Here is an 18,621-nt window from a genome sequence, read left to right on the forward strand (position 1 = left end):
ATTCATTTCCAAATTGCTTGAAAAAATAGTATTTCCTCTTATTTAGATTTATTACATAAAATTTTAAAATATTGTATTTAAATTCCAATTTTGGTAAAATTACTATATATAGTAAAAATAACTAGGAGGTGTGGGAATTTATAAAAATTAAGAAAACTATTTTTTTTATAATATTCTTCATCTTCTTAGCTTCATGCAATCATCAATTATCCTATGATCAAAAAATTGATTGTAATCAGAATTGGGCTCTATGCTCCATACAGAAGGAATATGCTGATCCTAACTCTTTAACAGACACACCTATAAAAATTGCCATTATTGATAGTGGAATTGATGAAGAAAAGGCTCGTGTCAAAGTATCAAAAAGGTTCAACGAGAAAAATAATCAAATAGATTCATACGGACATGGTACAGCGGTTGCTAGTATCATTGCGGCTCAGTCTAATCAAAAAGATCATGTAGAAGGAGTTATTAAAAATATTGAAATTTACGATGTCAATGTACTGGATGCTAATGGGAACGGAGATATTGACGATATTACGGAAGGCATTGAATGGTGCGTTAACCAAAATGTAGACATTATCAATATGAGTTTTGGGATTCAAAAAGATGATGCAAGATTACGTGCTGCAGTAGAAAAGGCCATTAACCATGATATTATCATAGTTGCTGCAGCTGGGAATACACTTGGTTTATATACTGAATACCCTGCAAAATATGAAAGTGTTTTGTCTATTTCAGCAATCGATAAAAATATGAAAATTTATAAATACGCGGCGAAAGGAAAAATTGATTTTGTTGCTCCAGGTGTAGATATTGTTGCTATAAAGACTGGAAAGCTATCACATCAAAAAGAATTAAGTGGTACCTCTTTTGCAACGGCATATGCCACAGGCATTATTGCGAGCCTCTTAAACAATAAAGAAATTCATAAGGAAACAGTCCATAAAGATTTATTGGAATATTCGAAAGATTTGGGTGAAAGTGGCTGTGATGATTTATATGGATGTGGATTATTAACATTAAATCATCGAAAATAAGGAGGAAAAGTATGAAAAAACTGATATTAAAGTTACTTATAGTAACTTTATCGATATCGGCAATATTACCGGGATTTGCTAGTGCTGAATCTAATGAAAATATACCTGTAAGTGACACAAATACTGTATTAGTTGAAGACAATACTGGTGTTGAGTATGAAGTAGATGTTGAGGAAGAACTTGGATTAGATTTAGCAGAAGATATTGAAATGACAGCAACAGAAATCTCTGACGAGGAAGTGGTTGTTTCTACAGAAGTAGAAAATGAAGATACATCCATTGATACCGAATTGTTTGTGAATAGTGAATCTGGTGAAATAACGCTTTCAGGTCATATAGAGTTAAAGAATGGAGAAATCATTACTCAACATTTTGATGTAGTGTTGCAACGGCACCGATTTTATTGCAACACTCATTGATCAAGATACCGGAGAATCTTACCAGATCAATACCATTGATGCTCAAGCTTCGGTTCTGCCGGCGGTTATAATCGGAGTAGTTGCAAAACATGGAATCAAGTATGCCATAAAAAAATTTGGAAAAAAACTTATCGTTAAGTCGATAAAAAGCTCTAAAGCCGTTCTTAACACATTTGCAAAGGCAGCCGTTAAAGCAGCAAAAAGTAAAGTTTCTAGTTTTCGGGTAAAAGATAAGCATTTGAAAAGCACTGGAGGAACCTATGCTAAATTCAATACTACCAGTAAAAGCCAAGTAAATAATTGGGTTAAAGAAGGATTAAATTCTAAGAACGCATCGTATTCTTTAAATCCAGAGGTAGAAACAAAAAATGCGGATTTGTCATTTGTAGTTATAGCCAACCTTGGTAAAGTAATAGGTACAAAAGGTCAGAAAAAAATTAAAATAGTAGTAGGGTGGAATGGTAAAATATGGACAGCATATCCAATCAATTAGAGTTTGTCTATCACTTTACAACCGATGAATCTTACATTCCTAAAAAGTGGAAAAAGGATTCCGCTATCGTACTTAGAGTTGATGGAGATTTTGAAATTAAGGTAGATGGAAGATCATATTGTCAAGAATATGTTGCTTTATTAGAATTCTATCTATACTTACACAGATGGCTTGCCATTATCGAGAGTAAAAAATATATCATCCCTGAATTCCATTATTATTCTCTTGAATGGCATGAGGATGAACCGTTAATTTCAATCATCCCTTTTGACAATAACGATAAGGCTCGACTCACATCTATTTGGAGAAAGGAACCGTTTGATCCTGTATTTAAGATGGATTATATAGTGAACCAATTGACAGAATTACGCGATCAATTAAAAAAAGATATCGAGGCACATTATAGCATTTCAGTAGAACCGTTTATTGATAAATTTCCGATAAAAGCTTTAGCAGTTGTAGACAAAAAAAAGGGTAAGACGAAATGGCTTTAGTCATTGAACGTTACCTGTTAAAGACTATGTCAATGTTTGTAGTTGATAACATTTCTTGGGGCTTTCTATTATTTTTGAAGCCCCATTTATTTTTTCAAAAAGTGTCCGAATTATGCTAATTCAACACTACTGATAAAAGCCAAGTACGCAATCGAATGAAAAGGATTCAATTCTATAAATCCAGAGGTAGAAACAAAGAATGCTGATTTATCATTGTAGTGATAACCACTCGGTAAAACATAGGTACAAAAGAGTAATAGGGGATGGGATGGTGAAATATGGACAGCATATCCAGTCAAATAGAATTTGTCTATCACTTTACAACCGATGAATCTTATATTCCTAAAAAGTTGAAAAAGAATGCTGCCATTGTGCTTAGAGTTAGTGGAGATTTTGACATAAAAGTAGATGGAATCTCCTATTTCCGAGATGATATCGCATTGTTGGAGTTTTATTTATACCTAGAGAGATGGCTCGCCATTATCGAAAGTGGCAAATATGATATCCCGGAATTTCATTATTATACTCTTGAAATTGACGAAGATGAGCCGTTGATTTCAATCATCCCTTTTGACAATAACGATAAGGTTCGACTCACTTCTATTTGGAGAAAGGAACCGTTTGATCCTGTATTTAAGATGGACTATATAGTGAACCGATTGACAGATTTACGCGATCAATTAAAAAAAGATATCGAGGCACATTATAACATTTCAGTAGAACCGTTTATTGATAAATTTCCCATTAGAGCTTTAGCTGTCATCGATAAAAAGAGAGGCAAGACGAAATGGTTTTAGTATTTTGTAAAAAATTAGGAATACAAATCTTTTAGAGTAGGAACAGTAAAACTGATCAACGGAAACAAAGTGTCGGGCTTTCTTTTGGAAGGCGTATATCGCCAATCGATTCGAGGATATTACAGATTTTGGAGGATGGCGTTCCTATTGCCGAAAAGAAGCCAAATCATAATGGCAAAAGTGGCTGTCAAATTAGTCGATTTTTTCGGCTTATAGGTGCCCTTTCGATATTCAATGTTTATGTTTTTCGTTTCCAAAAGATTTTGGCTTTCTGGGCAACTTCTTTCCCTATGTTTCGTATCTTGTTTATGTCCTTCGGGAATCTTATGAAGGACTTTTTCTATGCGTGCTATTTTCATTCTGTCATTCAAAAGCCTTATGACGGACATTCAGTATATACAATTTCCTTTTTTTGGATTTCACCACCTCCATGAAGGACGTTTATAAATTTTATTAGATTATTTTTGTCCTTCACAGTTGTATTTCTTCAAAATCCATCTCAGTTCGGATTCTAAAATCAAATCAGTGAACCTTTAAGTAATAAAAAAAGGTTTCTGCCTTTTTGTTCATCTCAACATTTATTAAATGGAGAGATGCTTCCAAAAGTTTGAACAACTTTTGTGAAGCATCCTCCTGTTTTAATTATGTGGTTTAAATATTTTTAACATAGTTTTCATATCATCATTGTCACTAACGATGTTTCACTTGTGAGTTAGACAGAAATTTAAAACGATACTGAACTTTTTTCTTGTTTGATCCGTATTAAAAGATGAGAGGAGGAAAATACATGACGTTGAAGCTAGAGCAAGTGACGAAAAAATTTGGCGATTTCACCGCTGTGGATAAGCTGTCTTTATCCATTCCGGAAAAAGAAATGTTTGGTTTTTTAGGGGCAAACGGTGCCGGAAAAACGACAACATTTCGCATGATTTTAGGGCTGCTGGCACCAACTGAAGGAACCATTACATGGAATGGAGAAAAAATTGATTATAGCACGAGCCCGTATATCGGATATTTGCCCGAAGAGCGGGGATTGTACCCGAAATTAAAGGTAAAGGATCAGATTGTCTATTTAGCCAGATTAAGAGGGATGAACAAAAAAGATGCGCTGAAGGAGCTGGCAAATTGGCTCGAACGGTTTAAAGTGCCAGAGTACGCTGAAAAAAAAATCGAAGAGCTGTCGAAAGGAAACCAGCAAAAAATTCAATTTATTGCTGCTGTCATACATAAACCGAAGCTGCTCATCTTGGATGAACCGTTTAGCGGATTGGATCCGGTCAATGTTGAGCAATTGAAAGAGGCTGTCATTGATTTGAAAAATGCCGGTACATCCATTGTGTTTTCCAGCCATCGGATGGAGCACGTTGAGGAATTATGTGAACATTTATGCATATTACATAGGGGAAGCCCTGTAGTTCATGGGTCGCTCAAAGAAATTAAACGTTCCTTTGGCAAAAAAAATCTCGTGATTCATGCGGATTTTGATCTCAATTTCTTGAAGAATTTCCCAGGTGTCGTAAAAGCCAAGACAACAGTTGAAGGGATTCAATTGCAAATTGAAAGAGAAGAGACCGCACAACAATTGTTACAGGAGATTGTCGATAAAGGATTTATTCGCAAATTCCAAATAGAAGAGCCTTCATTACATGATATTTTTATAGAGAAAGTGGGTGCGGCCTATGCATAACTTTTGGACTGTTTTGTTCCACACTTATTTTACCAAACTAAGATCGAAGCAATTTATCATTTCCACGGTTATTACATTGCTTATTATTCTAGTTTTGGGAAACATATCAAAAATTATTGATTTTTTTAATTCTGGTGAAAATCAAGAACGCCTTGCAGTCATTGATCAATCAAATTCTTTATTTGAACCGTTTAAAAAGCAATTGAAAGAAGTTAATCCGGACATTCAATTGCAAAAAACTAATGCTTCCGAAGAAGAGCTGAAAAAGAATGTATTAAATGATGAGATCAAAGGGTATCTCGTTTTATCTTTAAATGATGAAAACCGGCCGATGGCGGTATATAAAGCAGCGTCTCTTGCAGACTCAACCGTTCCAAACGATTTGCAATATGCCCTCCAACAAGTGAGCATGGTATGGACAGCAGGTCAATTGAAATTAACGCAAGAAGAACTGATGAAGCTGAATGCGCCAGTATCTTTTGAAATGGAAGCGTTGAATGCCAACGCAAAAACGGTGGAAGAATTGAATCAAGCGAGAGGTCTCGTATATGTACTTTTATTTGTAATATATTTTGCAGTGATCATGTATGCAAATATGATTGCGATGGAGGTAGCAGTAGAAAAATCTTCTAGAGTGATGGAAATTTTAATTTCCAGTGTTCCTCCTATTACACAAATGTTTGCGAAAATTTTAGGTGTTGCTCTATTGAGTTTAACGCAGCTTGCCTTATGGCTTATTGTCGGCTACGTTTCCATTAAACAAAATTTAGAATCGATGGATGGAGGATTTTTCTCTTTCTTTGGATTCCAAAACACGTCGTTGTCGACCATTCTATATGCAGTCATTTTCTTTATTTTAGGCTATTTATTATATGCGACGATGGCTGCCTTTCTAGGCTCGCTGGTCAGTCGTATAGAAGATGTTCAGCAGTTGATCACTCCGATGATTTTAACGGTTGTGGCGGGCTTTATGCTAGCGATATTTGGTTTGAGCAATCCGGAAGCTTCCTATGTTACGATCACATCATACATTCCGCCGTTTACCCCAATGCTGATGTTTTTGCGGGTTGGAATGCTGGATCTTCCAATTTGGGAGCCGCTTTTAGGAATCGGTTTATTAATAGCATCCATTGCTATATTAGCTGTCTTCGGGGCAAGAGTTTACAAAGGCGGCGTATTGATGTACGGAAAATCCAATGCGCTTAAAGATATTAAAAAAGCTTTGCAGCTATCGAAAAATAAATGAAGAAGACATTACGCAAAATGGTTTTCTTTTGATTTTGAGCAGATAATAATAAACGTAGCAAGCAGCCCGATTCCTATACACTAGGAGTTTGGCTGCTTAATTTTTTGGAAGCTTTGATAATGATGAAAATGAGTCAATTTCTGCGCAGTATTTTTTCTCAACTACCGAAGTTGGGGGATCTCCCTTTTGCATTTTCGATTATTCCTGCAAATATTCGCTTCTTGACGATGTGATTTTTAATAGTAAAGAGAAAATCCCCAGTCAATCAAGACATTTATTGTAATTGAAAGCGGTTTAAAATTTTTTGAAGATGTATGACAGCATCGGAAAGAATAACCGATTCCTTTGCAAGCTCATGGATCCCTTCAATATGTTCCTCCAATGCTGCCGTTGTTTCGTTGACTGTGTTGGTGAAATCATGTGCGATTAAGTTTACATTTTCTATTAAACCTTTTAAATTGTTGCCGTTTTCACGAATGTTTATGACGTTTTCTCGATTATGCTTTAACAGAGAATGAATGTCTGAAAACATTCGCTTAAATGTCTGCATGCTTTCTTTTGTTCCAGATATAGACAAGGAAGCTTGATCAACACTTTCTTCATTTTTTTTGACGGCAGTAACGGCATGAGCTAAATCATTTCTCGTTTCTTCCAACGAAGATAAAATTTTAGCCGCAAAAGAATTTGTATCATCTGCCAGTTTGCTCACTTCTGCAGCTACAATCGCAAAGCCTTTTCCAGATTCACCTGCTCTCGCTGCTTCAATGGAAGCATTTAATGCTAAAAGATTCGTTTGCTTGGCAATTGCTGTGATCGCAGAAGCCATTTCCATCGCTTGATCCGCTTTTTTGGATACCATTTGGATGAGGGAAGTTGCCTTTTTCGTGTCATTTTCAATATTTAGCATAAGCTGTTCCGTTTTTTCAATCATTTGTTGTCCTTCATCTGCTGAACGCATCGTTGATTGAGCGTATTCAACAACACGTTCAATTTCCGATCCCATATTTGATACACCTTCTATCATCGAATTTGCCAGTTCGCTAACTTTTTTAAACGAATCGGTCTGCTGTTTGGAGCCTTCGCGGAACACTTCCATTGTTGCAGCTACTTCATCAAAAATTTCCGATAAGCGATTCGCTTCTTTTTTTTGATCTTGACTGACCTTCTTGACAGTTTTGACGGCATTGGCAAACTCGCCTAAAATCGACCGGATTCCAAAAATAATTTTATTAATTTCATAACCTATTTGATGAAACTCATTGCGTTTGCCGACAATATCTACTTCGACATGAAGGTTGCCTGATGATACAGTACGTGTGACGTTATACCATTGTCTAAGATTAGAAGTGAACGAGCGGTAAACAAAGAAGCTGTTTACTGCACTTACGCAAATAGTTACGAAAAATAAAATAATTGCTTGACGAAAAGATAATTGCATAAATAAAGCTGTCATGAGGCAAAGAAAGCTTGGCAAAAACGATAGCATGGCAAAATTCATTTGCAAGTACGGGCGATGAATGAGTCTTCCTAACCGGATATTATAACGTTTTCCAGTACTGTCTGTAACGAGCGGACAGCTCGCATCAACAAGAATTTCTCCTGTATCACGGATATACAGCTGCAAAAGCGGTTCTTTTGTTGTAGCGGCTTTTTTGCCGACCTCATCCGAAAATACTCTTCCTTCACGAAGGCGATTGGTATGTAGCGGAGAATATCCTGTTTCATCTACGACCAAAAAATATTCGTCTTGGCCCAGCCTTTCATCGAACGTTTTTCGAATTTTGTCGAGCTGTTCGGTTAGCGGAAGCTGAGGATCTAGCTGTTTCTTAATGATATCGCTTACATGCATGACTTTTTTGAGTGCTTGTTGAGCAGCTTTTTTCTTTATTAAACGGCTCATACTTCTCCCTCCCCTTACTACAAATGTATACCCCATTTACAGAATTTTCAATAATTATTTGCTAAAAATTTAATTTCTAGTAAAAAAGGAACAAATGTTCTATTTTTATAGATTCAAAATTTAGTATTTGATATAATGAAAATGCAATAGAACGGTAGACTCAAGGGTGGTTGGCATTTACCCCGTACAGAAAGGGGGTGTGCCGATGACAGTATTCGAAGCGTTAATGTTTGCAATCAGTTTTTCAAGCCTTATAATTACAATGCTGTCAAATCCGCAAAAAAAATAATCCACCCTTGAGCTGATAGCAGTGGTGGATTATTTTTTACCTGCTGCCTGATCCCCTTGAAGGGAACCGTCTGTTGCAGGGCCAAGGGTGTCGCAGCACCTTTGGTCGTCTGGTTGTTGATGCAATTTTTCAACTTCATTATACATTATTCCCCTCGTCTTGTAAAAGAGAGCCACTATATGATTCTGCTTGATTATATTCCCTTCATATTTTGATCCTTTTTTTTTATGTTGATTTACCTTTTATTTTCCCCTTGATTGAAAAATCCCAAAATAATAGGCGTGAAATCAACAAGTAAACAATATACGTTTCAAATCTTAGCTATAAATAAAATATTCAAAACAAAAAACAAAAATAAAAAAATATATTCAATAATAAACAATCATATGTTATATTTAAAATAAATAAAAACAAAAATGGAGGTCAACAGATGGTCAAAAGTTTGTGGGATTCAGAAAAAGCTAAAAAATTGTCGGAAGGTTTAGAACAGTTAGTCTACCGTTCCAATTTAATCGGAGCAGATCGCGCTGTATGCAACTGGGGCGGAGGCAACACTTCAATGAAAACAATTGAAAGCGATTTCCGCGGCCGTGAAATTGAAGTCATGTGGGTAAAAGGAAGCGGTTCAGATTTAGCGACAATGAAAGCACACAATTTTACAGGACTTAAATTGGAAGATATCCGCCCGCTTATAGAACGAGATGAAATGTCCGATGAAGAAATGGTTGCCTATTTATCTCATTGCATGATTGATCACAAGCATCCACGCCCTTCGATTGAAACTTTGCTGCACGCATTTCTTCCGTTTAAGCATGTTGATCACACGCATCCTGATGCGATTATCAGCATTTGCTGTGCGGACAACGGAAAGCAAATTGCTGAGGAGATTTACGGCAACCGATTTGTTTGGGTGCCTTACGTGCGTCCTGGATTTACGCTTTCCAAAATGATTGCTGAAGGCGTGAAAAACAACCCGAATGCAGAGTTAGTGTTGATGGAAAAACACGGCTTAGTCACATGGGGCGATACTTCAGAGGAATGCTATGCAAAAACGATTTCTATTATTAATGAAGCAGAAAACTATATAAAAGAGCGAATCGATGAAGAAAAAGCATTTGGCGGATTAAAATATAAAGCCCTTTCCAAAGATGAAAGAAAAGAAATCCTAGCGGAAATATTGCCAGTTATTCGTGGTGCTGTAAGCGATGAAAGAAAAATGATTTTAACTTGGGATGACGGAGAGGATGTTCTTCAGTTTGTTAACAGCCGAAACGCAAAGGAACTTTCTCAAATAGGCGCAGCATGCCCTGATCATTTAGTTCACACGAAGCGGGTTCCTTTATACATCGAATGGGATCCGCAAACAGAAAATAAAGAACAATTAAAGGAAAAAATAAAAGAAGGAGTTTCCAATTATAAAAAAGACTACAAAGCTTATTTTGAGCGGAACAAAAACGAAGGGGACAAAATGTTTGAAGCTGCCCCTAGAGTAATCTTAATTCCTGGTATTGGAATGGTGAATACAGGGAAAAATGAAAAAATGTCAAGGATCAGCGGAGCTCTTTATCATCGCGCCATCGCTGTCATGAAAGGGACAGATGCGCTCGGGAAGTTTGTCTCATTAAACGAAAATGAGTCTTATAATGTAGAATATTGGCCGCTTGAGCTCTACAAATTAACGCTTGCTCCACCAGAAGCAGAATTTTCGCGCAAAGTGGCTTTTGTCACAGGCGGTGCAGGAGGAATTGGCAGTGCGACGTGCCGACGTCTAGCCAGCGAAGGCGCACATGTTGTCATTGCTGATTTAAACATCGAAGGAGCAGAGGAAAAAGCTAAAGAAATTAACGAAAAATATGGCGAAAATCGTGCAATTGCCGTCAAAATGGACGTAACAAAAGAGGAAGAAGTGCAAGCTGCCTTTAAAGAAGCTGCCCTTGCCTTTGGCGGAGTCGATATTATTGTCAACAACGCTGGACTTGCTACATCCAGTCCGTTCGATGAAACAACTTTGCAAGAATGGAATTTAAATATGAACGTTCTTGGTACAGGATACTTTTTAGTAGCTCGCGAAGCGTTTAAACAAATGAAGGCGCAAGGTATTGGCGGGAATATGGTATTTGTTGGCTCGAAAAATTCAATTTATGCTGGAAAGAATGCGGCTGCTTACAGTGCTGCAAAGGCGCTTGAAACTCATTTGGCAAGATGTATTGCTGCTGAAGGCGGCCAATACGGAATACGTGTAAACTCCGTTCTTCCGGATGCCGTTCTTCAAGGCTCTGCAATATGGGATTCCAAGTGGCGTGAAGAGCGTGCAAGAGCTTATGGAATTTCACCGGATGAATTAGAAGATTATTATAAAAAACGAACAACATTATTAGTAAATGTGTATCCTGAAGACATTGCAGAGGCGATTGCATTTTTTGCATCTTCTAAAGCTGAAAAAACAACCGGATGCATGATCACAGTTGACGGTGGTGTTCCAGCGGCATTTACTAGATAATCTTTCAACAATACAAAAGAGCAATAGCCTATTGGCCATTGCTCTTCATGAAAATTCTCCACATAACAGTTATCGGTTATTATAACGAATTCGTGAATAAGAAAGATTTAATCATTGCAGCAGGTCATCCCCCTTCAACAACGTACGGAGACTTAACCATCAGGAGGCTTTCGGAAAGCGGAAAAGGGCATAAAAACCTTTTCCGCTTTAAAAAATAATAGATGCGCTGTGAGAAAACTGCTTTGAGCCTGATGTGCTAAAAATATTGGTGACAATGATTTAATGATTCATTTTATTTATAATGTGGTATATTATTTTCTGGCAGTGCTTGAAATCTTTAGGACATATTGTGGTAATGTGGTATATTATTTTCTGATAACTATTGAAAAACTTTTGAACATATTGGGGGGACGTGCAAGGTGCTTGTAGCCGAAAGACATAGGAAAATAGTTGAAATCGTTAACAAAAAATTAAGTGTACGAGTATCGGAGCTTAGCAAAATGTTTTCAGTCACGGAGGAGACGATACGAAGAGATTTAGAAAAGCTGGAAAAGGAAGGGAGGCTTCTGCGCAGCCACGGGGGAGCGGTCAGCATTGAAAGAGACCAGCAGCTCGAATTGTCCTATTTAGAACGTGAAGTCACAAATGCCAAAGAAAAAAAAGCAATCGCTGCAGAAGCAGTTAAGCTCATACAGCCAGGAGACCAGATTGTTTTAGATGCAAGTTCGACGGCATGGTATATGGCAAAGGAACTGCCAAATGTACCACTAACAGTTATAACAAATTCCATTAGAGTAGCAATTGAATTAAGTGTCAAAGATCAAATTAAAGTAATGTCAACCGGCGGAATGCTCTCTTCAAAATCGTTATCGTATATTGGTCCTCTCGCAGAACGATCTTTGGAAACATACCATGTCAATAAAGCTTTCCTATCCTGCAAAGGTGTGCATCTTGAAGGCGGACTCAGCGATTCGAATGAATGGCAAGCATTAATAAAAAAGCAGATGATGGAGATAGCAGATAAAACCATTTTACTAGTTGACTCCAGCAAGTTTGGCGTTCGGACGTTCGCTTTAATCAATCATATTGAGAAAGTGGACGAAATTATTACAGATTCCAATATCCATCCAGCATATAAAAAAGAGTTTGAGGGAAAAAACACAAAAATCACAATCGTTCCTTTATCGTAAAAGGGGTCAAATTGTTTCAAAATAAAACAAAAAAAACAAAAAATTTTTTATAATAGCACTCTTTATTTTTTTTGGTATATTTGATAATATAAAAACAAACAAAAATAAACAAAGGTTGTGTAAGCGTTGTTAAAAGGTATTCCAAAGAATCTTTCTCCTGAGCTGTTAAAAATTTTGATGGAAATGGGCCATGGTGACGAAATTGTCATTGCAGACGGGAATTTTCCGGCAGCAAATTTTGCTCAAAGATTGGTTCGAGCTGACGGACATGGTGTTCCTGAGCTGTTGGATTCTATCTTAGATTTGTTTCCGTTGGATACTTTTGTGGATAAACCGGTGGCTCTCATGCAAGTAGTAAACCAAAATGAAAGCAAACCGGCCATTTGGGACGAATATAAAAAACTTCTGGAGAAAAAATGTTCCGAACCATGGGATATAGAATTTATGGAGAGATTCAGCTTTTATGAAAGAGCCAAAAATGCTTATGCAATTATCGCAACGAGCGAGAGTGCGCTTTATGCCAATATCATTTTAAAAAAAGGTGTCATTTCATAATAGATTTCATTGGGAAACTAGTACATTTTCCGTTCAAGATGGAAGCGATAGGATGGTGGAGACAATATGGTGCAAAAATTTATTCTTGCTCATGATCTGGGGACAAGCGGAAATAAATCCACATTAATATCGCCGGACGGTGAAATCATAGCTCATACTACCTATCAATATTCCACCATTTTTTTGAAGCAGCATTGGGTTGAACAAAATCCGAATGATTGGTGGGATGCCGTGGCAAATGCATCAAAACAACTTATTGCAGAAGCAAAAATTGATCCGAAACAAATTGCATGCATTACGTTCAGCGGCCAGATGATGGGGGCTGTCCCAGTCAATCATAAAGGAGAAGCTGTAAGAAATGCAATTATTTGGGCTGATATGCGTTCGGCGCAAAAAACAGAAACAATTGCAGAAAAGATAGGAATGAAAGAACACTATGAAATTACTGGAAACAGATTATCCCCATCCTATTCTGCAGCAAAAATTAATTGGATTCAAGAAAATGAACCAGCTGTTCATAAAGAAACATTTAAATATTTACAAGCAAAAGATTATATAATTGCTAAACTAACGGGTAAATTTGCCACCGACTATTCTGATGCAAGCGGCACGAATCTATTAAATATTAAAAAGAAAGAATGGTCGGAAGAATTAATAAAATTATGGCAAATTGATGATGAAAAATTGCCTGAGATTTTGCCTTCAACAGCGGTTGTTGGTGAAGTTCATTCAAAGGCGGCGGAAGAAACAGGTCTGATGCCTGGTACACCTGTTGTAATGGGCGGTGCAGATGGGTGTTGTGCTGCATTAGGTGCAGGTGCGATTGATGAGGGAGATATTTTTAATTACATTGGCTCTTCTTCCTGGATCTCATTTTCATCATCTCGTCCAGTTTTTGATCAAGAAATGCGGACATTCAATTTTATCCATTTGGATGAAAATAAATATATTCCCATCGGAACGATGCAAGCAGCAGGGACTTCCTTTCAATGGTTAAGAGACATACTGTTTCAAGACGTTTTGAAAACGGATGCAGCGAAGCATATTTATGAAATGATGAATGAAGAGGCTGAAAGCTCACCAATCGGCTCCAATCAATTGATTTTTCTTCCGTATTTAATGGGGGAGCGGTCTCCTTGGTGGAATCCAAACGCAAAAGGCAGTTTCATAGGATTAACGATCAATCATAAACGTTCTGATTTGATTCGTGCTGTTTTGGAAGGGATTTCAATGAATTTAAAACTTATTTTCGATGCTCTGCAAGAAAATTATGATCGACCATTTCAAGACATATGGCTGTTTGGAGGCGGAGCGAAAAGCAGAATATGGCGGCAAATGCTGGCTGATCTTTTCGGTGTTACCATCCGTATACCGAAAATTTTGGATGAAACGACCTCGATGGGCGCTGCGGTTGCAGGCGGTGTAGGAGTAGGCCTTCTGAAAGATTTGACAGCAGCGAAAGCTTGGTGTGTTGAAGCTGAATCATTTGAACCAGATCAACGCAACCATCAATCTTATCAAACAGCTTTGAAAGCGTTTGAACAAGTTTATAAACAAGTGGAGCCGATTTTTAATCAATGGAACGGGGTTGAATAAATGTACAAACAATTGTGCGAGAAAGGGGGAAAATCATGGACATTTATTTAGACACCGCAAATGAACAAGAAATAGAATTTGCTTCAAAATATGGCTTTTTAGCAGGGATTACAACCAATCCAAGCATTATTTCAAGAGAAAATAGAGAGTTTCGGCAAATTATTGTGGATATTTCCTCCAAAATTAATGGAGAAGTCTGGTGCCAGGTAACAGGAGAAACAGCTGAAGAAATGATTCTTGAAGGGAGAGAAATGTCCACATGGGGAAAAGATATTGTCATTAAACTCCCGATGACTGAAGAAGGATTATCCGCAGCTTATCAATTGAAACAGGAAGGCATAAAGGTGAATATGACTCTTATTTATACACTGCCTCAAGTTGTATTAGCTGCCAAAGCAGGGGTGGATTTTATAAGCCCTTACATCGGAAGAATGGATGATCATGCGATTGACGGGCTGCAATTTATTAAAGAGGCAAAAGAAATTATTCATCAAATGCATGCGGAAACGAAAGTTATTGGAGCAAGCATCCGAAATCCGCAGGTTGTCGTTGATCTTGCAAAATCAGGCGCAGATGCTGTAACGATGCCATTTTATATTTTTAAGAAAATGTTTGCGTCAGATCTTACAAATATCGGGTTAAAAGGGTTTTTAAATGATTGGAAGCAGTACCAATCCGCGAAAAAATCTGAAAAATCTTATTAATGTAAAAGTGGAACAAAAATTCAGGACGGATAATGACAGTTACGTAAAGTAGGTGATAGGATGTCAGCTCAATTATTAAGAATGGAAGGGATAAGCAAAAGTTTTCCTGGAGTAAAGGCATTATCAAAAGTTCGACTGGATTTAAACTATGGGGAAGTTCTAGCATTAGTTGGCGAAAATGGTGCTGGGAAATCGACTTTAATGAAAATTTTGTCTGGAGTCTATCAAAAAGATGAAGGTGAAATCTACTTAGAAGGCAACAAAGTTGAAATTCCTAATGCGAAAGCAGCACAGGAAATGGGCATTAGCATTATACACCAAGAACTAAATTTAATGCCTGATTTAACGGTTGCCCAAAACATTTTTATTGGCAGGGAGCCTCGCACCGGATTTAATTTCTTTTTGAAGGAAAAGGAATTGAATGAAAAAACAGCCGAGTTGCTTGAGAAACTCAATATTAATTTAAATCCTAAAGAAACAGTATCAGATTTAACAGTGGCAAAGCAGCAGATGGTGGAGATTGCGAAAGCGTTATCTTACAATGCGAAAATTATCGTGATGGACGAACCAACTGCCGCATTGACGGAATCTGAAATTAAAACATTATTTGATTTAATTGAAAATTTGAAAAACAAAGGTGTTGGCATCATTTATATTTCACACAGAATGGAAGAATTGAAAGTCATTTCTGACCGAATAACAGTCATGCGCGACGGTCAATACATCGACACGTTATATACGAAAGATACAGATATGAAAAAGGTAATTTCGTTAATGGTAGGCCGTCAAATCCAGGATGAATCTCGCCCTACAACGACGGTTTCAAAAGAGGCTGAAACAGTCCTGGAAGTGAAAAACTTATCGACCAAAAACTTTTTAGAAAATATCAGCTTTACTTTGAAAAAAGGAGAAATTTTGGGCTTTGCCGGTTTAATGGGAGCTGGACGCACAGAAGTAGCAAGAGCCATTTTCGGTGCTGACAAAATCGATGAAGGGCAAATTTTTATCAATGGAAAAGAAGTGAAAATCAATAAGCCTGAAGATGCAGTAAAACACGGAATTGCCTATTTGTCTGAGGACAGAAAACGATACGGCTTAATGCTTGAAATGGACGTGAATTCGAATATTTTAATTTCTTCACTGAGCAATTACGTGAATTGGCTGACCTTTGTCAATGACTCAAAAGGATATGTAACATCAGAAGAGTATGTAAAGTCGCTGAAAATTAAAACGCCAAGCATCAAACAGCTAGCGAAGAATTTATCGGGAGGAAACCAGCAAAAAATTGTCATTGCCAAATGGCTTGCTAAAAACTGCGACATTTTAATCTTTGATGAACCTACACGCGGAATTGATGTTGGGGCGAAAACTGAAATATATCAGCTGCTGAATGAACTGGCTCAGCAAGGAAAATCCATTATTATGATTTCTTCCGAATTACCGGAAATATTAAGAATGAGCCATCGAATCATCGTCATGTGTGAAGGAAGAATCACCGGAGAGTTGACGAACGAGGAAGCATCTCAAGAAAAGATTATGGATTATGCAACACGAACTAGATCATAAATTGGAGTCCGATTTAAGTATCATTAATGTCAAAAGGATTTGGAATACAAAACGAGGAGGATCAATATGAGTACAGGAACTGCACCTAACACAGAAACAAAAAAGAGTGGAAATCTATTAAAATCCAATGCACTGCAACAAATATTGGCATTTGCTAGTTTAATTGTACTTATTCTGTTTTTTACCATTTCCTCCGATAACTTTTTAAATTGGACTAATATTACCGGGATATTATTATCAACGACAGTTATCGGAATCATGGCGTTAGGAACTACATTTGTTATTATGACTGGAGGAATTGACCTTTCCATTGGTACAGGAATGACTCTATGTGCTGTTATGACAGGGGTATTTATCGTCTTTTGGGATTTGCCAATTATAGTCGGCATTTTAGGCGGAATTTTGACTGGTGCTTTAATGGGATTTATAAGCGGATTCAGTGTTTCAAAATTAAAAATTCCTCCATTTATTGCAACATTGGCGATGATGATGATCGCGAAAGGATTAGCACTTGTTATTTCAGATGCAACTCCAATTTATTTTAGTGATAAACCTAGCTTCAGTGAAATTGCATTAGGTTCAATTATACCAGGATTTAATTTGCCTAACGGTGTCCTAATTTTCATTATTATGGCAATTATTGCAGGAATTTTATTAACGAAATCTATTTTTGGCCGCTTTACAACTTCTATTGGAAGCAATGAAGAAGCGACAAGATTATCCGGTATCAATACGGATAAATGGAAAATCATCATTTACACGGTTGCAGGTGTGTTTACAGGAATAGCAGGAGTTTTAATGGCTTCAAGGCTTAATTCAGCACAGCCTGCTTTGGGAGCCGGGTATGAGTTGGAAGCAATTGCAGCTGTCGTTATCGGAGGGACTTCGTTAAGTGGTGGTAAAGGAACTATTTTAGGAACAGTTATTGGGGCTCTTATTATGAGCGTATTAACAAACGGTTTGAGAATTATGTCAATCCCTCAAGAATGGCAGACAGTTGTTGTTGGATTTGTCATTTTGGTTGCAGTTTATATCGATATTATCCGTCGAGGCAAAAGCAGTTAAATTCCGTTTTTTATCTCTAGTTACAAACTAGAGTTAAAAAATAAAAAATTATAAGGGGGAAAATTCAGTGAAGAAATGGTTGTTAACTCTATGCGGTATTTTAATGTTGTCGCTCATTTTGTCAGCATGCGGAAGCTCCTCGAAAAACGAGAGCGAAGGAAGCTCTGAATCCGCAGGAGGCGACAGTGGAAAACCCTATATCGCTATTGTCTCTAAAGGATTCCAGCATCAATTCTGGCAAGCTGTTAAAAAAGGTGCTGAACAAGCAGCAAAAGAGTTTGACGTAGAAATTACGTTTGAAGGTCCAGAAAGTGAATCTCAAGTCGACAAACAAATTGAAATGTTAAGAACAGCTATTGATAAAAAGCCGGATGCAATTGGTTTTGCTGCTCTAGACAGCCAAGCATCAATTCCTTTATTAAAAGAAGCGGATGAAAAAGGTATTCCGATTATTGCATTTGACTCAGGGGTTGACAGCGATATTCCTTTGGCAACTGCATCTACAGATAACAAAGCTGCTGCAGCGTTAGCGGCAGACAAAATGGCTGAAAAAATTGGAGGCAAAGGAAAAGTTGCGCTAATTGTTCATGACCAAACAAGTATAACTGGTGTTAACCGCCGAGATGGATTTGTTGAGAGAATAAAAGAAAAATATCCAGATATTGAAATTGTCGACATTCAATATGGCGGCGGTGACCAATTAAAATCTACAGACTTAGCGAAAGCAATCATCCAAGCGCATCCTGACTTAAAAGGGATCTATGGTGCCAACGAAGGTTCAGCTATCGGTGTAATTAATGCAGTAAAAGAAATGAATAAACAAGGCAAAATTGTTGTCATCGGCTTTGACTCTGGTAAACAGCAAATTGAAGCGATTAAAGACGGTACAATGGCAGGAGCCATTACACAAAATCCGGTCGGTATCGGCTATGAAACAGTAAAAGCTGCTGTTCAAGCAATCAATGGCGAGAAAGTAGAAAAGGTTATTGACACAGGATTCTATTGGTATGACAAAACCAATCTTGATAATGAAGAAATTAAATCTGCCATTTACGAATAATAACCTGAAAGCTGGGGATG

General features: G+C 37.3%; 16 protein-coding genes and 1 pseudogene. 15 read left to right on the forward strand and 2 right to left on the reverse strand.

All coding sequences use genetic code 11. The annotated features are described in order from the left end of the window. Positions 1-128: 128 nt before the first annotated feature. From NSQ84_RS03170 to NSQ84_RS03200, 7 genes and pseudogenes are all read left to right on the forward strand, one after another. A complete protein-coding gene (locus NSQ84_RS03170) occupies positions 129-1,040 on the forward strand; it encodes a S8 family serine peptidase (RefSeq protein WP_082829346.1) in 912 nt (303 codons plus the stop codon). Between the two features lie 11 nt (positions 1,041-1,051). Next, positions 1,052-1,547: pseudogene (locus NSQ84_RS03175) on the forward strand (SAR2788 family putative toxin); the annotation flags it as partial. A 150-nt stretch (positions 1,548-1,697) separates the two neighbouring features. Continuing rightward, positions 1,698-1,952 carry a hypothetical protein gene (locus tag NSQ84_RS03180; protein ID WP_261308710.1) on the forward strand — a complete coding sequence of 85 codons (255 nt, stop codon included), beginning with the start codon at positions 1,698-1,700 and terminating at the stop codon, positions 1,950-1,952. Beyond that, on the forward strand, positions 1,928-2,446 hold the full coding sequence (locus tag NSQ84_RS03185; RefSeq protein WP_066246805.1) for a hypothetical protein: 519 nt from the start codon (positions 1,928-1,930) through the stop codon (positions 2,444-2,446). Before NSQ84_RS03180 ends, NSQ84_RS03185 begins: the two co-directional genes overlap by 25 nt. 278 nt (positions 2,447-2,724) lie before the next feature. Then, positions 2,725-3,243 carry a hypothetical protein gene (locus NSQ84_RS03190; RefSeq protein ID WP_066246803.1) on the forward strand — a complete coding sequence of 173 codons (519 nt, stop codon included), beginning with the start codon at positions 2,725-2,727 and terminating at the stop codon, positions 3,241-3,243. A gap of 787 nt (positions 3,244-4,030) precedes the next feature. Then, complete coding sequence (locus NSQ84_RS03195) at positions 4,031-4,930, forward strand: ABC transporter ATP-binding protein (RefSeq protein ID WP_066246800.1); 900 nt, start codon at positions 4,031-4,033, stop codon at positions 4,928-4,930. Next, entirely contained in the window at positions 4,923-6,176 is a 1,254-nt protein-coding gene (locus tag NSQ84_RS03200) for an ABC transporter permease (protein WP_063389255.1), read from the forward strand. The genes NSQ84_RS03195 and NSQ84_RS03200 overlap by 8 nt, the downstream gene beginning before the upstream one ends. A 274-nt stretch (positions 6,177-6,450) precedes the next feature. Here the strand turns inward: NSQ84_RS03200 and NSQ84_RS03205 are convergent, their stop codons facing one another. Together NSQ84_RS03205 and NSQ84_RS03210 are read right to left on the reverse strand one after the other, a co-directional pair. Beyond that, complete coding sequence (locus NSQ84_RS03205) at positions 6,451-8,076, reverse strand: methyl-accepting chemotaxis protein (protein WP_066246796.1); 1,626 nt, start codon at positions 8,074-8,076, stop codon at positions 6,451-6,453. A 257-nt stretch (positions 8,077-8,333) separates the two neighbouring features. Further along, positions 8,334-8,504: a hypothetical protein gene (locus NSQ84_RS03210; protein WP_157727905.1), complete on the reverse strand. Its 171-nt coding sequence runs from the start codon at positions 8,502-8,504 to the stop codon at positions 8,334-8,336. Between the two features lie 291 nt (positions 8,505-8,795). Here NSQ84_RS03210 and NSQ84_RS03215 point away from each other — a divergent pair, with 291 nt between their 5' ends. The 8 genes from NSQ84_RS03215 to NSQ84_RS03250 all read left to right on the forward strand — a co-directional run bounded on the left by NSQ84_RS03215 (position 8,796) and on the right by NSQ84_RS03250 (position 18,601). Continuing rightward, positions 8,796-10,865: a bifunctional aldolase/short-chain dehydrogenase gene (locus tag NSQ84_RS03215; RefSeq protein ID WP_066246794.1), complete on the forward strand. Its 2,070-nt coding sequence runs from the start codon at positions 8,796-8,798 to the stop codon at positions 10,863-10,865. A gap of 419 nt (positions 10,866-11,284) precedes the next feature. Then, the gene (locus NSQ84_RS03220) at positions 11,285-12,055 is read left to right on the forward strand and encodes a DeoR/GlpR family DNA-binding transcription regulator (protein ID WP_066246791.1); all 771 of its coding nucleotides are present in this window, start codon (positions 11,285-11,287) and stop codon (positions 12,053-12,055) included. 126 nt (positions 12,056-12,181) lie between these two features. Then, positions 12,182-12,610 (forward strand): RbsD/FucU family protein, encoded by a 429-nt coding sequence (locus NSQ84_RS03225; RefSeq protein ID WP_063389250.1) that lies wholly within the window; start codon positions 12,182-12,184, stop codon positions 12,608-12,610. A 66-nt stretch (positions 12,611-12,676) separates the two neighbouring features. Beyond that, positions 12,677-14,206 carry a xylulokinase gene (gene xylB, locus NSQ84_RS03230; RefSeq protein WP_082829345.1) on the forward strand — a complete coding sequence of 510 codons (1,530 nt, stop codon included), beginning with the start codon at positions 12,677-12,679 and terminating at the stop codon, positions 14,204-14,206. Between the two features lie 35 nt (positions 14,207-14,241). Next, positions 14,242-14,910 (forward strand): transaldolase family protein, encoded by a 669-nt coding sequence (locus NSQ84_RS03235; protein WP_066246789.1) that lies wholly within the window; start codon positions 14,242-14,244, stop codon positions 14,908-14,910. A gap of 60 nt (positions 14,911-14,970) precedes the next feature. Next, entirely contained in the window at positions 14,971-16,476 is a 1,506-nt protein-coding gene (locus NSQ84_RS03240; RefSeq protein ID WP_066246787.1) for a sugar ABC transporter ATP-binding protein, read from the forward strand. A 66-nt stretch (positions 16,477-16,542) separates the two neighbouring features. Then, positions 16,543-17,541, forward strand: a complete 999-nt coding sequence (locus tag NSQ84_RS03245; RefSeq protein ID WP_063389247.1) for an ABC transporter permease — start codon at positions 16,543-16,545, stop codon at positions 17,539-17,541. A 103-nt stretch (positions 17,542-17,644) separates the two neighbouring features. Further along, entirely contained in the window at positions 17,645-18,601 is a 957-nt protein-coding gene (locus NSQ84_RS03250; protein ID WP_066246995.1) for an ABC transporter substrate-binding protein, read from the forward strand. Positions 18,602-18,621: the final 20 nt, after the last annotated feature.

Origin of the sequence: Aeribacillus sp. FSL K6-3256, from assembly GCF_037965805.1 — a bacterium.
Classification (GTDB): Bacteria; Bacillota; Bacilli; order Bacillales; family Aeribacillaceae; genus Aeribacillus; species Aeribacillus composti.